Origin of the sequence: Veillonella sp. 20925_1_51 (assembly GCF_041431445.1) — a bacterium.
GTDB lineage: Bacteria > Bacillota > Negativicutes > Veillonellales > Veillonellaceae > Veillonella > Veillonella nakazawae.
The window spans coordinates 49,481-67,128 of record NZ_JAPVXT010000004.1; the positions used below are offsets into that span (position 1 = coordinate 49,481).

The 17,648-nt window shown below is 40.0% G+C and carries 16 protein-coding genes; 15 read left to right on the forward strand and 1 reads right to left on the reverse strand.

The genetic code is table 11. The features are described from left to right. Positions 1-2 precede the first annotated feature (2 nt). The 8 genes from O3607_RS05555 to glmM all read left to right on the forward strand — a co-directional run bounded on the left by O3607_RS05555 (position 3) and on the right by glmM (position 7,740). Entirely contained in the window at positions 3-725 is a 723-nt protein-coding gene (locus O3607_RS05555; protein ID WP_371443521.1) for an NTP transferase domain-containing protein, read from the forward strand. After that, positions 722-1,534 (forward strand): selenium-dependent molybdenum cofactor biosynthesis protein YqeB, encoded by an 813-nt coding sequence (gene yqeB / locus O3607_RS05560; RefSeq protein ID WP_371443522.1) that lies wholly within the window; start codon positions 722-724, stop codon positions 1,532-1,534. The genes O3607_RS05555 and yqeB overlap by 4 nt, the downstream gene beginning before the upstream one ends. Further along, positions 1,518-2,246 (forward strand): XdhC family protein, encoded by a 729-nt coding sequence (locus O3607_RS05565; protein WP_213467968.1) that lies wholly within the window; start codon positions 1,518-1,520, stop codon positions 2,244-2,246. The genes yqeB and O3607_RS05565 overlap by 17 nt, the downstream gene beginning before the upstream one ends. Continuing rightward, on the forward strand, positions 2,236-2,550 hold the full coding sequence (locus O3607_RS05570) for an XdhC family protein (protein WP_371443523.1): 315 nt from the start codon (positions 2,236-2,238) through the stop codon (positions 2,548-2,550). The genes O3607_RS05565 and O3607_RS05570 overlap by 11 nt, the downstream gene beginning before the upstream one ends. Positions 2,551-2,680: 130 nt before the next feature. Beyond that, positions 2,681-3,493: a diadenylate cyclase CdaA gene (gene cdaA, locus O3607_RS05575; protein ID WP_105090135.1), complete on the forward strand. Its 813-nt coding sequence runs from the start codon at positions 2,681-2,683 to the stop codon at positions 3,491-3,493. Beyond that, the gene (locus O3607_RS05580) at positions 3,490-4,410 is read left to right on the forward strand and encodes a YbbR-like domain-containing protein (protein WP_295794395.1); all 921 of its coding nucleotides are present in this window, start codon (positions 3,490-3,492) and stop codon (positions 4,408-4,410) included. The genes cdaA and O3607_RS05580 overlap by 4 nt, the downstream gene beginning before the upstream one ends. 209 nt (positions 4,411-4,619) lie before the next feature. Then, on the forward strand, positions 4,620-6,218 hold the full coding sequence (locus tag O3607_RS05585) for an NAD(P)/FAD-dependent oxidoreductase (protein WP_371443524.1): 1,599 nt from the start codon (positions 4,620-4,622) through the stop codon (positions 6,216-6,218). Between the two features lie 169 nt (positions 6,219-6,387). Then, positions 6,388-7,740, forward strand: a complete 1,353-nt coding sequence (gene glmM / locus O3607_RS05590) for a phosphoglucosamine mutase (protein WP_371443525.1) — start codon at positions 6,388-6,390, stop codon at positions 7,738-7,740. A gap of 411 nt (positions 7,741-8,151) precedes the next feature. On the opposite strand, the gene O3607_RS05595 is transcribed toward glmM, so the two are convergent. Continuing rightward, complete coding sequence (locus O3607_RS05595; protein ID WP_371443526.1) at positions 8,152-9,534, reverse strand: hypothetical protein; 1,383 nt, start codon at positions 9,532-9,534, stop codon at positions 8,152-8,154. Positions 9,535-10,179: 645 nt separating this feature from the next. Between O3607_RS05595 and glmS the strand changes: the two genes are divergently transcribed. From glmS to O3607_RS05630, 7 genes are all read left to right on the forward strand, one after another. Further along, positions 10,180-12,012, forward strand: a complete 1,833-nt coding sequence (glmS, locus tag O3607_RS05600; RefSeq protein WP_371443527.1) for a glutamine--fructose-6-phosphate transaminase (isomerizing) — start codon at positions 10,180-10,182, stop codon at positions 12,010-12,012. Positions 12,013-12,070: 58 nt separating this feature from the next. Then, entirely contained in the window at positions 12,071-13,057 is a 987-nt protein-coding gene (gene trpS, locus O3607_RS05605) for a tryptophan--tRNA ligase (RefSeq protein WP_005387758.1), read from the forward strand. 36 nt (positions 13,058-13,093) lie between these two features. Next, positions 13,094-13,570 (forward strand): hypothetical protein, encoded by a 477-nt coding sequence (locus O3607_RS05610; protein WP_129823660.1) that lies wholly within the window; start codon positions 13,094-13,096, stop codon positions 13,568-13,570. A 199-nt stretch (positions 13,571-13,769) separates the two neighbouring features. Then, positions 13,770-14,582: an amino acid ABC transporter substrate-binding protein gene (locus O3607_RS05615; RefSeq protein WP_129823661.1), complete on the forward strand. Its 813-nt coding sequence runs from the start codon at positions 13,770-13,772 to the stop codon at positions 14,580-14,582. 123 nt (positions 14,583-14,705) lie between these two features. After that, a complete protein-coding gene (locus O3607_RS05620) occupies positions 14,706-15,362 on the forward strand; it encodes an amino acid ABC transporter permease (protein WP_005387763.1) in 657 nt (218 codons plus the stop codon). Positions 15,363-15,475: 113 nt separating this feature from the next. Next, entirely contained in the window at positions 15,476-16,234 is a 759-nt protein-coding gene (locus O3607_RS05625) for an amino acid ABC transporter ATP-binding protein (RefSeq protein WP_060923854.1), read from the forward strand. 8 nt (positions 16,235-16,242) lie between these two features. Beyond that, the gene (locus O3607_RS05630; protein ID WP_316067034.1) at positions 16,243-17,514 is read left to right on the forward strand and encodes a hypothetical protein; all 1,272 of its coding nucleotides are present in this window, start codon (positions 16,243-16,245) and stop codon (positions 17,512-17,514) included. The last annotated feature ends 134 nt before the right edge of the window (positions 17,515-17,648 follow it).

Sequence of the window (17,648 nt, forward strand, 5' to 3'; positions counted from 1 at the left end):
TCATGACTTATGTGAAAGCAAAATCTAATACCGCTTTCAGTCCCATGAGAGACCCCATAGACCGTCGTCCTTTGCATATTGGCATTGTCCTTCTCGTAGGAGGTCAATCCAAGCGCATGGGATGTAATAAGCAACTTTTGCCTTGGCGTGGTAAAACTGTTTTAGATGCGGTCTGTGGGGCTCTTCATTGTGGATGGAATGATTCGGTAGAACTTACTGAATCCTGTAAACTACCTTTTGTAGCGGTTACTGGTGATGATCATGAAAGATTAAAACCTATAGTTACGAGCTATGGGTTTGAAGTGGTTCAGAATGAATATCCTAATCGTGGACAAGGTCTGTCCATAGCGATAGGAGTACATCATTTGGTAGAAAACTCACCGATACCGCTAGACGGCATTCTTTGTTCTGTAGGGGATCAACCACTATTGACTGGGAATGTTGTACATCAGGTTATTAGTGCATTTAGTGATAACTTTCATTCGAAAACTATCGTCGTCCCGCATTATGGGGCGAATTATCAGTCGGGAAATCCTGTTCTATTTGGTTCACATTGGTTTGAATCATTGCAACATATCCAAGGGGATCAAGGTGGCAAAACTATCATTCGCGGTAGTGGTAAAGACCATGTTATCAAATTGTGGATTCGTGACGATGTTGGATATGATATTGACACACCCGATGATTTTGAGCGTTTGAAACAACGTGAAAGTGAGGCATTATGAAACCATTAGTCCTTATGCGCGGAGGCGGAGACATCGCTTCTGGCGCTGTATATAGATTGAAACGTGCAGGCTATCCTGTGGTGGTTAATGAAATAGCCATTCCTACCATGATTCGCCGTGAAGTATGTTATGGCAATGCTGTACATCGTGGAGAAATGATTTTGGAACGCTTTGTAGCACGTCATGTAGCCCTTAGTGAAGTAGCAGATACGTTGGCACAAGGTGTTATTCCTGTTGTGACTAGTTCATATGAAGAGCTACTTGATACATTGAAGCCAGCTATTGTGGTAGATGCTATTTTAAGTAAAAAGAATCTTGGTACCAAACGTGATGATGCAGATCTCGTCATTGGTGTGGGGCCTGGATTTACTGCAGGGTATGATGTGGATGTTGTTATTGAAACCATGCGCGGTCATTACTTAGGTCGTTGTATCTATGATGGTCCAGCGCAGCCTAATACGGGGATTCCCGGTAATGTAGGTGGTTATACTCATGAACGTGTTATTCACTCACAAAAGGCTGGTCTGTTTACAGCTAAGCGCCATATTGGCGATTCTGTACAAGCTAATGAAGTCATTGGTTATGTAGATAAAGAGCCAGTGCGGGCAAAAATTACAGGTATTCTTAGAGGTATTCTTAAGAGCGGACTCATCGTATCCGACCATTTTAAATTGGCCGATGTAGATGCTCGTTGTGAAGAATCTCATTGTTATAGTATTTCAGATAAATCCCTTGCCGTTGGTGGCGGTGTTTTAGAAGCTGTTACTGCATGGGAGTATGAAAGGAATCAAGATGGAAACGATCTATGATGTGATGAAAGACCGTCTTCAGCTTACAGAAACTACGCTGATGGTTACTGTATTGTCTGGCCCTCGTCAAGGGGATAAGACAATTTATGCTGAAGATGGTAGTGTTTTGTATGGTACACCAATCGAAGGATTTATGGTAGATAAAGCAAAGCTTAATTCTTTATGTATGGTAGGCGAAGCGGAATGTTTCGTACAACCTGTAGAAAACGATCCATCTGTCCTCGTATTGGGTGCTGGTCATGTGAGTCGTGCTATTACCGATTTATTATTATTTATCGGGTGTCGTGTAACCGTTGTAGATGACCGCCCAGAATATGTAGTTCCTGAATTCTTTGATGAACGTGTAACTCGTAAATGCTTACCGTTAGAAAACTTTAAAAATGATCTACCTCTTGATGAATATAATGGGTTTATCATTGTTACTCGTGCTCATGAGTATGATAATGTATGCTTAGAACAATTGCGCGATTATTTGCCAACTTATATGGGTGTTATGGGCAGTCAAAAGCGTATTCATTATGCATTTGAAGTATTGCGTGAACAAGGTTGGACGCAAGAAGAATTAGATATGGTATATGCACCAATTGGTCTAGATTTAGGTGCACAAACTCCTGAGGAGATTGCATTATCTATCGTTAGTGAATATTTGGCAGTGGTGCGTGGTAAAAAAGGCGGCTCATTGCGGAAAGGTAGAGTGAGCCATGAATCGTGAGTTTATTGAATATTTAAGTGATCGTAAAAATGAAACACTAGCTGTAGCTACTATTTTATTTACCCGTGGTTCTACACCACGTAAGGCTGGTACATCTATGGTAGTATTCCCAGATGGATCTATCTTTGGTACTATCGGTGGTGGTCGTGCTGAAAATGAGATTCGCCTAAGTGCTGTTGATTCCTTGAATAAAAAAGAAGCACATCGTCGTATCGAAGTTCTTTTAGATGACGATGTAGCCGTTAAAGAAGGTATGGTGTGTGGCGGACAGATGGATGTGTGGATTGAAACACAAAATATTTAAGTCTATAACTATAGAAAAATCATAGCTTATAATTGTTTATAAATTTACAGTGCTTCTAAAATGAGTTAAAATATAAGGTACAGCCAAGTAGTTGGTTGTACCTTATTATTTTGTATAAGGAGCTATTTTTATGCATATTGACGCACTTATACATACCTTTAGGCTTCTTGATATTGCTGATATCTTAATCGTTGCCGTAGGTATTTATTACTTATATAAATTGCTTAAAGATACACGGGCCGTTTCTCTTTTAAAGGGCCTTGTTATGTTAGCAATTCTAAATTTATTGAGTCATTTGTTAAATCTATATGTTATCAATTGGATTTTGCAACAAAGTATGACCGTTCTTCTCTTCGCATTACCTGTAGTATTCCAACCGGAATTGCGTCGTGCTTTAGAACAATTGGGCCGTGGTCGAATTTTCAGTAAGGCACAGAATGTCAACGAAGAGGAAATGGATATGGCTATCAATGAAGTGATGGCGGCGGCTCGCGTTATGTCTCGTGAGCATACTGGGGCACTTATCGTTTTTGAACGTGAAGTGGGCCTCAATGACTTCGTTGATACAGGCATTTTAATTGATGCTGTGTTGAGCCGTGAACTAATTAAAAATATTTTCGTTCCTAGTACACCACTTCATGATGGGGCGCTAATCATCCGCGATGGTCGCATTCGTGCAGCTGGTTGTTTATTGCCACTAACTGAGGATCGTACATTGAGTACTGAACTTGGTACACGTCACCGTGCAGCCATCGGTTTGTCTGAACAAACTGATGCTGTCGTTGTTGTGGTCAGTGAGGAAACGGGGACAATTTCCTATACCTATGGCGGCCATATTTATCGCCATTTACCGGAAGATCAAATTAAAGAAGCGTTGCGTACATTTATGGAACGCCCTCGTCAAACCATTACTGGTATGTGGAAATGGGGGGCAAAAAAATGATGATACATTTGAAACGCAATTGGCCAGCTAAGTTGTTATCATTGCTAGCGGCTATCGTCATGTGGTTCTTTATCATGCGAGATCAGAACCCTGTGATGGAGGTAACCTATACAGTACCTGTTCAAGTCCAAAATCTTGATTCCCATTATATTATAGAAGATGCACCTGATGTAGCACGCATTGTCCTTTCGGGCCCTCGCGATACGATTATGGCTATAAAGGCAGATAATCTTCGTGCATATATTGATGCATCTGGTGTAAAACCAGGTCAAAATAATGTAACCATTGGATTTACCCCTCCAGCGGGGATGAGCCTTGTGGAGGTTAAGCCTGATACTGTAACAATTAATGTAGACGAATATGCAGAGCGGAAAATACCGGTTGAAATTGTTCCAATTGGTAAGTTCTCCGACGATGTTGCTCTCAAGTCAGTAACCATTGTACCGAAAGAGGTAACTGTGTCTGGACGTAAACAGCTTGTTAACGCTGTAAATAAGGTTGTTATGAAGGTTAATATCTCTGGTCAAACCAAGAACTTTAGTGCTGTTAGTACGTTAGAAGCCTGGGATATATCTGGTAATGTATTAGATGTACACATCAATCCGAGCCAAGGTCAAGCGCAATATGAACTAAACTTATTGCGTAAAGATAAAGCGGTTCCTATTACGGTACCAACTGTGGGAACGGTAGCTGATGGGTATGAAGTTAAGTCTATATCCGTTACACCAACTCAATTAACTGTGACTGGTCGAGAAGAAATGATTGATTCTGTTTCAGAAATTCAAACAGAACCAATTGATCTTACCGGTGCAACGAAGGGTATTCAAGGCAATTACAACTTAGTATTGCCAAGCGGTGTCAATAGTAATGTCACAACAGTACATGTTAAGGTGGATATACAAAAGAAAACTACGTAGCTAAAAAGACCCTATACGTAGCTAAAAAGACCCTAATAGAGTAGATTCATAACTCTATTAGGGTTTGTTTTATTATTCATATATTAGCTTTTATAGTAGTGTTGTATAATAAAAGTGTATGACCATTTTCTTGTAGGTCAATTGTTAGAAATTTAGGTCAAATAATAATGATATAAGCTGCCTCAAAAGGGAGCCGAAATAGGAAAGATATGATTAGAATAATAAATCTCCGCGTGGCTGTTACGGTCAAGTTGGATATAAAGGATATTGTAGAAAAGAAATATCCTCAATTGCGAGGCGCCATTGAAACGATTCACGTTGTACGACGCGCTGTAGATGCTCGTAAAAAACCGAATATTGTATTTGTGTATACCTTGTTTGTTGAGGTTCATAAGAAAGCTCAAATCATGAAAAAACTAGGTAAACAAAAGGATGTATCTGTATTTACTCCAGAGGATCCAGAACCTATTGTTTATGGTAATGTGCCTTTAGCACATCGCCCTGTAGTGATGGGCTTTGGTCCAGCTGGAATGCTAGCTGCCTTTTATTTAGCTCGTGAAGGGTACCGTCCAATCGTTCTTGAACGAGGTCAAGACGTTGATACTCGTAGCCAAGATGTAGAAACATTTTGGAAGGAGGGCGTATTCAAGCCTGAATCTAACGTACAATTTGGCGAGGGTGGTGCAGGTACCTTCTCTGATGGTAAACTGACAACCCGCGTTACACATCCAAGATTGCATGAAATCTCCAAATATTTTGTAGAGTTCGGCGCTCCAGAAGAAATCTTGTATAAACATAAACCTCATGTAGGTACAGATAAGTTGCGTACCATGGTAAAAGCTATGCGTGAACGCATCATCGAATGGGGTGGTGAAGTTCGCTTTGGCGCTAAGATTACCGATTTATTTATTGAAAGTGACCATATCGTAGGTGTTGAAGTTAACGATAACGAACGCATTGATGCGACGGTTGTGCTTTCTGGTGTAGGTCATAGTGCACGCGATACGTACGAGATGTTACATAAACGCAATGTAGAAATGACTGCAAAACCATTTGCTATTGGTGTTCGAATAGAGCACGATCAAGCTGTCATTGACGAGTCCCAATATGGTGTAGAACCATCCAGCTTGGGCCTTGGTGCCGCAGAATACTCCCTTGTGTACCACGATAAAGAAACAGGCCGTACGGCGTATAGCTTCTGTATGTGCCCAGGTGGTCAAGTAGTAGCATCTGCATCAGAAAATGGCGGCGTTGTTGTCAATGGTATGAGCTTGTATGCTCGTGATAGTGGTGTTGCGAACAGTGCCATCGTAGTTAACGTAGGCCCTGATGATTTTGGTAACCATCCTCTGGATGGTGTAGCTTTTCAACGGGAATGGGAACGCAAGGCATATGAATTAGGTGGCTCTAACTTCCATGCACCAGCGCAAACAGTAGGTCAATTTTTAGGACTTTCACAAGCACCAAGCGTACAAGATAGCACTTATAGCTATGAACCAGGCGTAGTAAATTGCGATTTACATGATTGTTTGCCACCATTCGTAACGTCTGTATTGGAGCGGGCATTGCCATATTGGGGACGACGCATTCATGGATTTGATAATCCTGCAGTATGCATGACGGGCGTTGAAACGCGTACCTCAGCACCATTACGCATGGGGCGTAATGAAGATCGCGTTTCTCCAACTGTAGGTGGATTTTATCCTATGGGGGAAGGTGCTGGCTACGCTGGTGGCATCATGAGTGCAGCCCTTGATGGGGCAGAAACTGCCATTATATGCATGGCAAAATATGCAAAACCTAACTAGTTAGTAGTAGAATGTATTGTGAAGTAAACTACAGTATAGGTTCATTTTGGTACTGTAAAATACTATATCTATATAGTATATATATGTGTGGTGTATATATTGTGATATAATACACAACAGTGAATATATGAGGATTTGTGATTTTCACAATCCCTAGAGGAGGATAATTATGGCTCGTTTATTTGGTACAGATGGTGTACGTGGTGTTGTTAATGAATTTTTAACACCTGAATTAGCCTATCATTTAGGCCGTGCAGCGGCTACATATTTTGGTAAAGAAAAAGACCATCCTACATTCTTGATTGGTCGTGATACGCGTATTTCTGGCTCTATGCTTGAAAGTGCGTTAGCATCCGGTATTTGCTCTGTTGGTGGCAATGTTGTAATTGCCGGTGTTATTCCGACTCCAGCAGTAGCTTACCTTGTACGTCAACAAGGCTTTGATGCAGGTGCTGTTATTTCTGCATCTCACAATCCATATCCAGATAATGGTATTAAATTCTTTGATGGCAATGGCTATAAATTGCCAGATGAAGTAGAAGATCAATTAGAACAATATGTTCGTCAAAGTGCAGATAATGAATTGCCACGTCCTACAGGTGATGGCATTGGTACCATTGAGTACAACAGCAATTTAGCTCATTTCTACGCTCACTTTGTTCGCCACACAGTTGATACATCCCTTGAAGGTTTGACTATCGTATATGATGGTGCAAATGGTGCTGCATCTAGCGTAGGTCCTGAAATTTTATCTGGTCTTGGCGCTAAAGTAATCAACATCAACGTAAATCCAGATGGCTTGAATATTAATCATCACTGTGGTTCTACACATATCGAAGGCTTGCAAGTGGCTGTACAACAACATAATGCAGACCTTGGTATCGCTAACGATGGTGATGCGGACCGTTGCTTATTGGTAGACGAAAAAGGTCAAGTTCTCGATGGTGACCAAATCATGCTATTGTGTGCGCTTAAATTGAAAGAAGAAGGCAAACTCAAAGATGATACTGTAGTTGGTACTGTTATGAGTAATATTGGATTCCATAAAGCAGCAGAAGAACTAGGAATGAAAACAGTTTCTACTGCTGTTGGTGACCGTTATGTTTTGGAATACATGCGTGAACATGACCTCTCCGTTGGTGGTGAGCAATCTGGTCACGTAATCTTCTTAGATCACAATACAACTGGTGATGGCATGTTAACAGCTGTTCAAGTGGCGGCTCTTATGAAAGAAAAAAATCAACCACTTTCTGAGTTGGCTGGCATTATGACTAAGTATCCTCAAGTTCTTATCAACGTTCGTGTTGCTACAAAAACAGGTTGGGAAGACAATGATATTATCAAAGCAGCTATTGTGACAGCAGAAGGTGAACTTGGTGATGAAGGCCGCGTTCTAGTTCGTGCATCCGGTACTGAACCACTCATTCGTGTAATGGCTGAAGGTCCTAACCAAGAAGAACTACAAGCACTATGCCAAGAAATTGCTGATATCATCGGTAGAGAACAAGGGGTGGCCGAATAACTCTTAATGAGTAGTTTGATACTACTCCGTTTGGTTCCATTCTACAATTTCATATTAAAGGTATACCCTCCTATATATGTCCCTTTGCTCCGTCCTACGTAAAGTCGCTGCAGGAACATATATAGGAGGGTATTTATTTTATATTTATTTAGGATGGTTACCGAATGGAACCGTCACTATGGCGCAAATATTTCTGCATTATACCATTTCTACTCATTAAGAGTTATTTCGCATATGAGGGGGAGGATAGACGAGATGATGCAATTCATCTTATATATAGTTAAGAACTGTGTTGCTGTTACTATAGGTACATATATAGGATGTAATTTATGTTATTATAGCGATATAGCGAGAAATGAACTGAAAAAGCACTACTTTGAATTGTAATAATTCAGAGTAGTGCTTTTGTTATTATTTATCAGCCACAACGAGTTTGTATCCATTCAAGTGAATGTTACTGTTTGTTGTGTCTTCGTTTGTTAAGGATTTTACATAGCTGTCGCCTGTGAGTGTCCAGGTAGAGTCTTTGCTGAGTTTCATTGTAATTTCTTTAGCTGTGTTGTTTGTGTTTACAGCGCCAACGAGACTAGATCCATTTGTCATGTCTAGTGAGACAGTGCTGATGGAGTCAGCTACGATGTTACCGTTAAGTTCTTGGTTGGATGCGCGAAGTGTGAGGTGACCACCGTTTTCACCATCTTTACCCCAACGGGAGTCTGCCGCAGCTTTCACCAGTGTAGTAGTGTTTGGCATTAAGATTGTGTTGCCTGTAAGGTCTGCTTCAGTAGTGGTGTTGTTTACATAGATGAACGCACCTGTACCATGAGTTGTAAGTGTGTTATTTTCCGCTTTTAAACGAGCGATACCGCTTTCAGCATCACCGGAGAAACTTTGGTAAAGCATAAAGCCATTATCGTGGTAGCCTGTTACATTAGAGTTGGTAAGGGTAATAGAGTTTTTACCTTCTACGACACCAATTTCACTCTTGTTGGCCACGCCGTTCACATTGTTAGCTGTAATATTGCCAGTGGAGTAGATAACAGGACTGCCTGTGCCAGAGGTTGTAAGCTTAGCTGCTTCTGCAGTAATAGTGCCTTCACCACGGTCTGTAGCAAGGGTTGCGGAGTGAGCACCTTCGGTAGTGATAGTTAGGTTTTTACCGTTTACAGTGCCTTTGTATGTTGCATCTAAGCCGCGAGAGGAATCACCTTTTGTGTGAATATTAGTGTTCTCTACGTTGATAACAGATCCTTCGCCAGTGGCAAATACCGCATTAGATCCAATGCTATTAGATGTAATATTACTATTTTTAATGCTCGTTTGACTGCCTTCGATGCCGAGCACTACTGCGTTTTGTCCGCGAAAGTTACTGTTATCATCATTTGTGGTATTGCCTTGTTTATCAAATACGCTACTATCGATGATAATAGTAGCTTTGTTTTTTCCGATGAAAGCATTTTGGTCGCTTGTAGTATTGTCGAACCGTTGGTGTTCTAATGTTTGACTTTCACTAATCACAGATGTGCCTTTGAAAGTACTAGGATCGCCTTCCTTATGAGGCGTTGGTTCATTAATTTCTCCTGTCTTTACATCATCTGGTCTAGGTACATCGTTTTTAGGTGTATTAGCGTTAGGCACATCAGCCTTAGGGGCAGATATGCTTTGTGTTGGAACATTAGCTTGTATTGGTTCTGCACCAAAGGTAGGGGCGAATGCGAGTGCTGCGAGGGCGCCACCCGCTAAAGCGGGAACGATGAAACGTCTTAAAGTTTTATAATTACGTGAATGTGTCATATATAATAACCTCCAAATATTTATTGCGCGATAAAATCGAATTGTGTAAAATTAAGATTGTAAGAAGTATAGTAATTATCTGTGAAAATAGTATGAATGATACATTGGGTTTATAAACGAATACTAAATATGTAATCTATAGATATATATGAATATTACGTAAGGTTATATAGGTCATAGAATTCATAGATTCCTAGAATTTAATAGTTCATGATATCCATAGGATACTACGGTAGCATATTTATATATGTCGATAAGGATGCCTTGCTTTCATCATTACTTATCACGTATAATATAGATTGGTATATGATGTATACTGTTAAGATCTGCCGTATCTTATAGAAAGGAGTTCCCTAATTCGTAAAGGCGAATAGCGCAAGTACCCGCGAAGGCAGTCGTTAGGGTAGACGAGGTGAAGAGTGATCGAATAATCAGCGGATGCTCTTCCGGCATATTCATGTCGTAACAGATATTAAAAATCCCATCGGTAACAATGGGGACAAAGTATATCTGAATGAATTGTATTCAAATACTATTTGATACATAATTTGAACATTAACTTAGATCGTTAAGTTAGAATAGTAATTTATTAGCCTTAGTTGTTGGCTGGGGCTAGAATGCCCCCAGTAATAGGAGGATATATTTATGTGCGGTATCGTAGGATACATTGGCTTTAATCAAGCATCTGATTTCTTGTTGGACGGTATGGCGAAATTAGAATACCGTGGTTATGACTCTGCAGGTATTGCTGTTATCGGCCCTGAAAATGTGATTAAAATTCAAAAGAAGGTTGGCCGCCTTGCTAATCTTGAGGCGATTGTAAAAGCAGATCCTAATGAAGGGACTATAGGTATTGGTCATACTCGTTGGGCTACTCATGGTCGCCCATCTGATATGAACGCCCATCCTCATGCATCTGAAGATGGTAAATTTGCTGTTGTACACAACGGTATTATTGAAAATTACATGCCTTTAAAAGAAGAGCTCATTGAAAAAGGGTACCATTTCAAATCTGAAACTGATACAGAAGTAGTAGCTCATTTATTAGAAGATATGTATGATGGCGATTTCGTAGGCACAGTACGTCGCATGCTAGCTCGTGTTGATGGTGCGTATGCTCTTGAAATCATCTGCGCTGATGAGCCAGACAAAATCATTTGTACTAAAAAAGAAAACCCATTGGTTATCGGTCTTGGCAAAGGCGAAAACTTTGTAGCATCCGATATTCCAGCTATCATTAACTACACACGCGATACATACATTTTGAGCGATGGTGAATTAGCTATTGTAACTCGTGATAATGTATCCGTATTTGACCGTGAAGGTAATCCTGTTGATAAAGAAGTATTCCACGTTAACTGGAATGCAGAAGCAGCAGAAAAAGGTGGTTATGAACACTTCATGTTGAAAGAAATTCATGACCAACCTAAAGCTGTACGCGATACATTCGGTACACATATCTCCGAAGATGGTAAAACAGCAATTTTTGATGAGTTGAATTGGACTGCTGACGATGTAGCAGCTTTCAATAAAATTCTCATCGTTGCATGTGGTACAGCATACCATGCAGGTCTTGTAACTAAACAATATATTGAAAACTTGGCGCGTATTCCTGTAAATGTGGAAATTGCATCTGAGTACCGTTATAGCAATCCATTGACTGATGACAAAACATTATGTATCGTTATCAGTCAATCCGGTGAAACATCCGATACATTGGCTGCTTTGAAAGAGGCTAAACGTCTTGGCGCTAAATCCTTGGCAATTACAAACGTAGTAGGTTCCAGTATTTCCCGTGAAGCAGATAACACTGTGTACACATGGGCAGGTCCTGAAATCTCTGTAGCGTCTACAAAAGCGTATACTACTCAATTAGTAGCAGGCTTGTTGTTTGCTGTATATCTTGGCCAATTAAATGGTAAAATGGATCCGGCTTTAGGCGGAGAAATCCTTTGCGGTGCTAAAAGCTTGCCTACATTGATTCATGAAATCTTTGAAGTAGACGAAGATATGAAAGCCTTTGCAAAACATTATGGCTTCAAATCTGATGCGTTCTTCTTGGGCCGTGCTATTGACTACGCAGTAGCGATGGAAGGTGCTTTGAAATTGAAAGAAATTTCTTACATCCATGCTGAAGCATATGCTGGTGGCGAGTTAAAACATGGTACATTGGCGCTTATTGAAGAAGGCGTACCTGTTATCGCATTGGCTACACAAGAAGATGTGTACGATAAGATGATTAGCAACATCCGTGAAGTAAAAGCTCGTGAAGCTGTTGTAATCGGTATTGGTATGAAAGGTGACGAAGAATTATCTAAACACGTAGACCATACAATCTATGTGCCTCGTGCAAATAAATTCATCGCTCCAATCCTTGCGGTTGTACCATTGCAATTATTGGCGTACTACGCAGCGATTACTCGCGGCGCAGATGTAGATAAACCACGTAACTTGGCTAAATCTGTAACCGTAGAATAATATATATAACCAACAGTGCTTCGGCACTGTTGGTTTATTTCAATATAGGGAGACTATTATGGCAGTTATATTTTCCGGCATCCAACCAAGTGGGGAATTAACACTTGGTAACTATTTGGGGGCTTTACGTAATTTCTTAGATTATCAAGATACTGATGAATGTTATTATTGCATCGTTAACCAACATGCGATCACTGTACCGCAAGATCCAAAAGAGTTATTCCAAAATACTCGTAATTTGGCTGCGTTATACCTTGCAGTTGGCCTCGATCCTAAAAAGGTAACATTATTTGTGCAATCCGAAGTGCCTGAGCACGTTAAACTCGGTTGGGTTATGCAATCTATCAGTTATGTTGGCGAATTAGAGCGTATGACACAGTACAAAGATAAGTCTCAAAAGCAAGGTGACTCTATTCCTACAGCGTTGCTTACGTATCCACCATTGATGGCGGCAGATATTTTGTTATATGGTACTAACTATGTTCCAGTAGGTGAGGACCAAAAACAACATCTTGAGTTGACTCGTAATTTGGCAGAGCGTTTTAACCGTAGATTTGGCGAAACTTTCGTAGTACCTGATATCAAGGTAGGCGAAGGTGGTGCTCGCGTTATGAGCTTGCAAGAGCCAACTAAGAAAATGAGTAAATCTGATGACAACCAAAATGCTACGATTCGTCTTTTGGATGCACCAGATTTAATTGTGAAAAAATTGAAACGCGCTCAAACTGACTCTGATAACGCGGTGCGTTACGATAAAGAAAACAAACCTGGCATTTCTAACTTGATGGGCATTTACCGTGCTATCACAAAAGACAGCTATGAAGCTATCGAAGAAATGTATGCCGGTAAAGGCTATGGCGTTTTCAAATCCGATATCGCAGACCTATTGGTGGCAACTCTTGAGCCAATTCAACAACGTTACAATGAGTTGATTACAAGCCCTGAACTCGATGTTATTCTCGATGAAGGTGCTGCTAAAGCTCATGCTAAAGCAAGTCAAATGTATCGTAAAGTAGAGCAAGCTATGGGCTTGTGCCGTAAATAAAATCATATAGTAGACTTTCAATTTGTGAGGTAAGCCATGACGAAACAAGAGGCGATGGAACGCTTTTCATCAGGTACCGTACAACAGAGCTTAGAAATACATCGTGGAATTCAGTGGACCGGTCGTATCATCGGTCTATTGGTTTGTGCCTTAATTGTAAAATATATGCCCGCCGATTGGGCTGAGCGTATATGGTATTATCTGTTGTTACTCGTAATATTGTGGACCCTTCATAGATTAGGTGAAAGTCAAGCATTTATCTGTGAAAAGGGCCTCGTGTTAAAGCGAAGGCCTTTTTCTGTGAAAGAATACTTTCACAGCCTCTTTCATGGCGATGAATATTTTGTCTTTGTCGATTATGAGCATATAATTGGATTTACTGAAGGTTGGCGTGAGTTGCAGGCCATGAATGGTCATGGTGGGATTTATGTAATACCATTAGATCTCGCACAGGTAGGGTATAAAGACAAAATGGCCATGATTGAAGCGATTCATAAGCATTCAGATACATAATGTATGCGTATATACAAAGGATTTAGTACTATAATCCTGTATGATCCATGAGAGAACTAAAAAATCCTAAAATTCATCAAATTAGCTATTTACAACTTTAATGAACTAAAGTATAATACAATCATCGGGTATAGACATGAGTTCTGTACAGCATATATTAGCAAGTAGTTAAAGGTGTAATACACCGTGGAGGATAGTTATGAATTGGAAAAAGATGATGGCCGTTGGCCTTGCAGCAGTATCTATGATGGTATTTGTAACGGGTTGTGGTAGTGATACTAAAACTGCTAATAAAGAATTACCTAAAAAAATCGTTATCGGCTTAGATGATAGCTTCCCTCCAATGGGCTTTAAAGATGATAAAGGCGAAATCGTAGGTCTTGATATCGATATGGCTAAAGAAGCAGCTAAACGCGCTGGCATGGATGTGGAATTCAAAGCTATCGACTGGTCTAGTAAAGAAGCTGAGTTGAAATCTAAAAAAATCGACGCTTTATGGAATGGCTTAACAGTTTCTCCGGAACGTGAGAAGAATATCTTGTTCTCCAACACATATATGAAGGATAAACAATACATCGTTGTTCGTAATGAAGATGAATCCATTAAATCTAAAGCAGATCTTGCAGGCAAAGTAGTAGGTGTTCAACAAGCAAGTACTGGTGAATCTGCATTGCAAAACGATCCAAGCGGTAAAACTGTGAAAGAAACTAAATCTTATGCTGATTTTGTAAGTGCTTTCATGGATCTTGGTATTGGACGTGTTGATGCAGTTATCGCAGATGGTGTTATCGCTCGTTATCTCATGACAAAAGAACCTGGTAAATACAAAATCGTAGAAGGTACTGATTACGGTGTTGATAACTTCGCTGTTGGCTTCCGTAAAGATGACACTGCATTGCGTGATAAAATCAATGGTATCTTAGCTGAAATGAAAAAAGATGGTACTGCTGATAAAATCGTTGAAAAATGGTTGGGCTCTAGCGCAGACCTAGATAAGAGCGATGCTAAATAGTACAATTCGTGATATACTAATAGTACTATGGTCAGTTTGTACAACAGATAATTAAAGAACGAAATGTACACTAGAGAAGAGGCCAGATGCCTCTTCTCTAGTCGTGTTTTGAAGGAGTATTCCATGTTAGATTATTTATTGCAGATTATCCCAACCATCGCTGATGGTTTGAAGGTAACAGTATCGCTATTCTGTATTGTATGGATTTTATCCATTCCTGGCGGTATCTTACTTGCTTTGGTACGTTTATCTAAATTTACAGTGCTCGACAAAATCGTTGAAGCCTTTGTATATTTGATGCGCGGTACACCATTAATGCTACAAATTTTATTCGTATATTATGCATTACCTATCATTACAGATGGTGCAGTCCAAATGGATGATGCTACAGCCGCAGTGCTTACATTCGTATTAAACTACGCAGCGTATTTATGTGAAATTTTCCGCGGTGGTATTCAATCCATTTCTCGTGGTCAGTACGAAGGGGCAAAGGTTCTTGGTTTTACCTATGCACAAACAATGCGTAAGATCATCTTGCCACAAATGTTTAAACGCGTATTGCCTCCACTTGCGAATGAGACAATTAACTTGTTGAAAGATACTTCTCTTGTATACGTATTGGCTATGAACGATATCTTGCGTATTACAAAATCTATCGTACAACGTGACTTTGACATCTCTGCCTTCTTGGTGGCAGCTTTGTTCTACTTGATCTTTACCTTTATTTTGACAAATATCTTCAACTACTTAGAAAGAAGATTTGCTGTATACGAAGATTAATCTATTCTGTAGTTGCTTGTCGTATTTTACATCCAATTATTGTTCATATAGCGGACTAATACTTAATGATTAGTATGTTTAGATAAAAGGATGCGACGATTTAAGAGGTACTTATGACATTTGTAAATATGGAGCGTATTGAAAAACGCTTTAACAATCAAACTGTATTGCGCGATGTATCGCTCAAAATGAATAGAGGGGAAATCGTTTCTATTATCGGTCCTTCTGGGTCTGGTAAATCTACATTCTTGCGCTGTTTAGGTCAATTAGAGACTATCGACGGTGGTTCTATTACTGTAGATGGCACTGTTCTTGCTAGTACTGATGCTAATGGCACTGTAAACTATGCAAGCCAAGAAACACAACATGACTTGCTATTACGCATGGGCATGGTGTTCCAATCTTTCAATTTATTCCCTCATATGACAGTGCTCGATAATATTATGATCGCACCGCGTATGGTAAAAGGCATGAAAGATGATGAGATTTTACCGATTGCAGAGCGATTACTTAATAAAGTTGGCCTATGGGAAAAGCGCGATATGTATCCATCCCGTTTATCTGGGGGCCAACAACAACGTGTGGCCATCGCTCGTGCATTAGCGATGAATCCAGAAATCATGCTCTTTGATGAACCAACATCTGCTCTTGACCCAGAGTTAACAGGTGAGGTTCTAAAGACTATTAAACAATTGGCCGATGATCACATGACGATGATTATCGTAACTCATGAAATGAACTTTGCTCGTGAAGTATCTGATCGTGTCATCTTCATGGCCGACGGTGTCATCCAAGAGGAAGGCACACCAGAGCAAATTTTCAATAATCCACAGAACGATAGAACGAAAGCGTTCTTGGAGAATATGTTATAGGAGGTCTTATGAAGTTACGTTTTATTGCTGCTACGTTAGCTGTAATGGCTATGGGCACGACCTCTATTATGGCGGAAGGTTTGCAGGGGACGCCTAGCACACCAATAGCTATTGTAGACTCACAAAAAGACTCTGCATCTATCTTGCCAGATCAATATAAGTCCTATGCTACTACGATGAATACAGTGGTTAAGGATTATAAAAATGGCTATACCTTTACGCTTCCTTGGCGTGTAGCAGATGGTGTTAAACTGGATATGGATGTGCGCAGTGAAAGTGAGCATATTCAAGGCTATTCTTTCAATTTAGCAGGTCCTACACAAGATGATTCCTATACTGTGTCTTTTACAAAGCGCAATAATACACCGCAAGATGGGGTGTCTCAAAAGGAATGGAATACGACTTGGTATGGCGTACCAATCAAGGGTATGTCTGATGAAGAATACTTGAGCATTTGGCGTCAACATAGTAATGCCTTTGAAAATAATGATATCGTTGGTGGCTTCTTTAACAAGAAAGGGGCTATATCAGCGCGTTGGGATAAGACGACACCAAAATCGTATGCTGAAATGACCTCTACAGAGCCTGTTCAATCCGTATTTGAAGCGGAATTCATCATGGATAAGGACCCAACACATCGCTATAATTTAGCGAGTACTTATGCTCCTATTCAAGGGGAGTTTATGGAACAAGGCTTGATGGAACATACGATTCCGTCCTTTGAATTATTAAATAAAACTGGTTCTAGTACGATTAAAGGTGTTAAACAATTTATCTCTGGCACTAGTGACATTAGCGTAGCTGAAGGCATCAAATTTAATTATCCAAAAGGATTTACCCGTCTTAATGAAAAGGGGAAAATTGCTTTCACTAAGCATAATGTACGCCTTGATATTGAATCTTTTACAATTCCAGTACAAGCAGTTAGCACAGGCATGCCTACGATGATGGGCAAACAAATGCTAGGTGATTACTATCTTAAACAATTGGTTGAGGTGAATAAGGCAACCATCACTCGATACGAAACGCATATCATCGATGGTAATGTTATGTTCTACTTGGCAGGTCATATGAAGAATCCTAATACAGCTGATACATCTGCAGCGGCACCGGTATCCTTCGCAGCTACTATTATCTTAGGTAATGAAGGCAATGTAGCTGTGGCTCGTATGATTGGCCCAGCAGGCACAAGCCTTAGCACACCAGAGCTTATCGATGTGCTCGATGGATTCAAGTTGACTACTACATTGAATACGAACCAATCTTCGCAAGTGTTGTAATATACACATAATATTCTTTTATTTGTATAATTCTGTATAATTTGTGCTATAATAAAAGAAATCCTCTAGAAAAAGAGGAGTTTTCCTTGATGGTCTAGAATATAATAATATAGGCTAAACGATCTTTGATCATA

Bases quoted from the DNA above. Each gene is read 5' to 3' on its own strand.
- O3607_RS05610 (WP_129823660.1), top strand. From the start codon at position 13,094: ATGACGAAACAAGAGGCGATGGAACGCTTTTCATCAGGTACCGTACAA.
- O3607_RS05570 (WP_371443523.1), top strand. From the start codon at position 2,236: ATGAATCGTGAGTTTATTGAATATTTAAGTGATCGTAAAAATGAAACA.
- O3607_RS05620 (WP_005387763.1), top strand. From the start codon at position 14,706: ATGTTAGATTATTTATTGCAGATTATCCCAACCATCGCTGATGGTTTG.
- trpS (WP_005387758.1), top strand. From the start codon at position 12,071: ATGGCAGTTATATTTTCCGGCATCCAACCAAGTGGGGAATTAACACTT.
- O3607_RS05580 (WP_295794395.1), top strand. From the start codon at position 3,490: ATGATGATACATTTGAAACGCAATTGGCCAGCTAAGTTGTTATCATTG.
- O3607_RS05630 (WP_316067034.1), top strand. From the start codon at position 16,243: ATGAAGTTACGTTTTATTGCTGCTACGTTAGCTGTAATGGCTATGGGC.
- O3607_RS05615 (WP_129823661.1), top strand. From the start codon at position 13,770: ATGAATTGGAAAAAGATGATGGCCGTTGGCCTTGCAGCAGTATCTATG.
- O3607_RS05585 (WP_371443524.1), top strand. From the start codon at position 4,620: ATGATTAGAATAATAAATCTCCGCGTGGCTGTTACGGTCAAGTTGGAT.
- O3607_RS05625 (WP_060923854.1), top strand. From the start codon at position 15,476: ATGACATTTGTAAATATGGAGCGTATTGAAAAACGCTTTAACAATCAA.
- O3607_RS05555 (WP_371443521.1), top strand. From the start codon at position 3: ATGACTTATGTGAAAGCAAAATCTAATACCGCTTTCAGTCCCATGAGA.
- cdaA (WP_105090135.1), top strand. From the start codon at position 2,681: ATGCATATTGACGCACTTATACATACCTTTAGGCTTCTTGATATTGCT.
- glmS (WP_371443527.1), top strand. From the start codon at position 10,180: ATGTGCGGTATCGTAGGATACATTGGCTTTAATCAAGCATCTGATTTC.
- O3607_RS05565 (WP_213467968.1), top strand. From the start codon at position 1,518: ATGGAAACGATCTATGATGTGATGAAAGACCGTCTTCAGCTTACAGAA.
- O3607_RS05595 (WP_371443526.1), bottom strand. From the start codon at position 9,534: ATGACACATTCACGTAATTATAAAACTTTAAGACGTTTCATCGTTCCC.
- glmM (WP_371443525.1), top strand. From the start codon at position 6,388: ATGGCTCGTTTATTTGGTACAGATGGTGTACGTGGTGTTGTTAATGAA.
- yqeB (WP_371443522.1), top strand. From the start codon at position 722: ATGAAACCATTAGTCCTTATGCGCGGAGGCGGAGACATCGCTTCTGGC.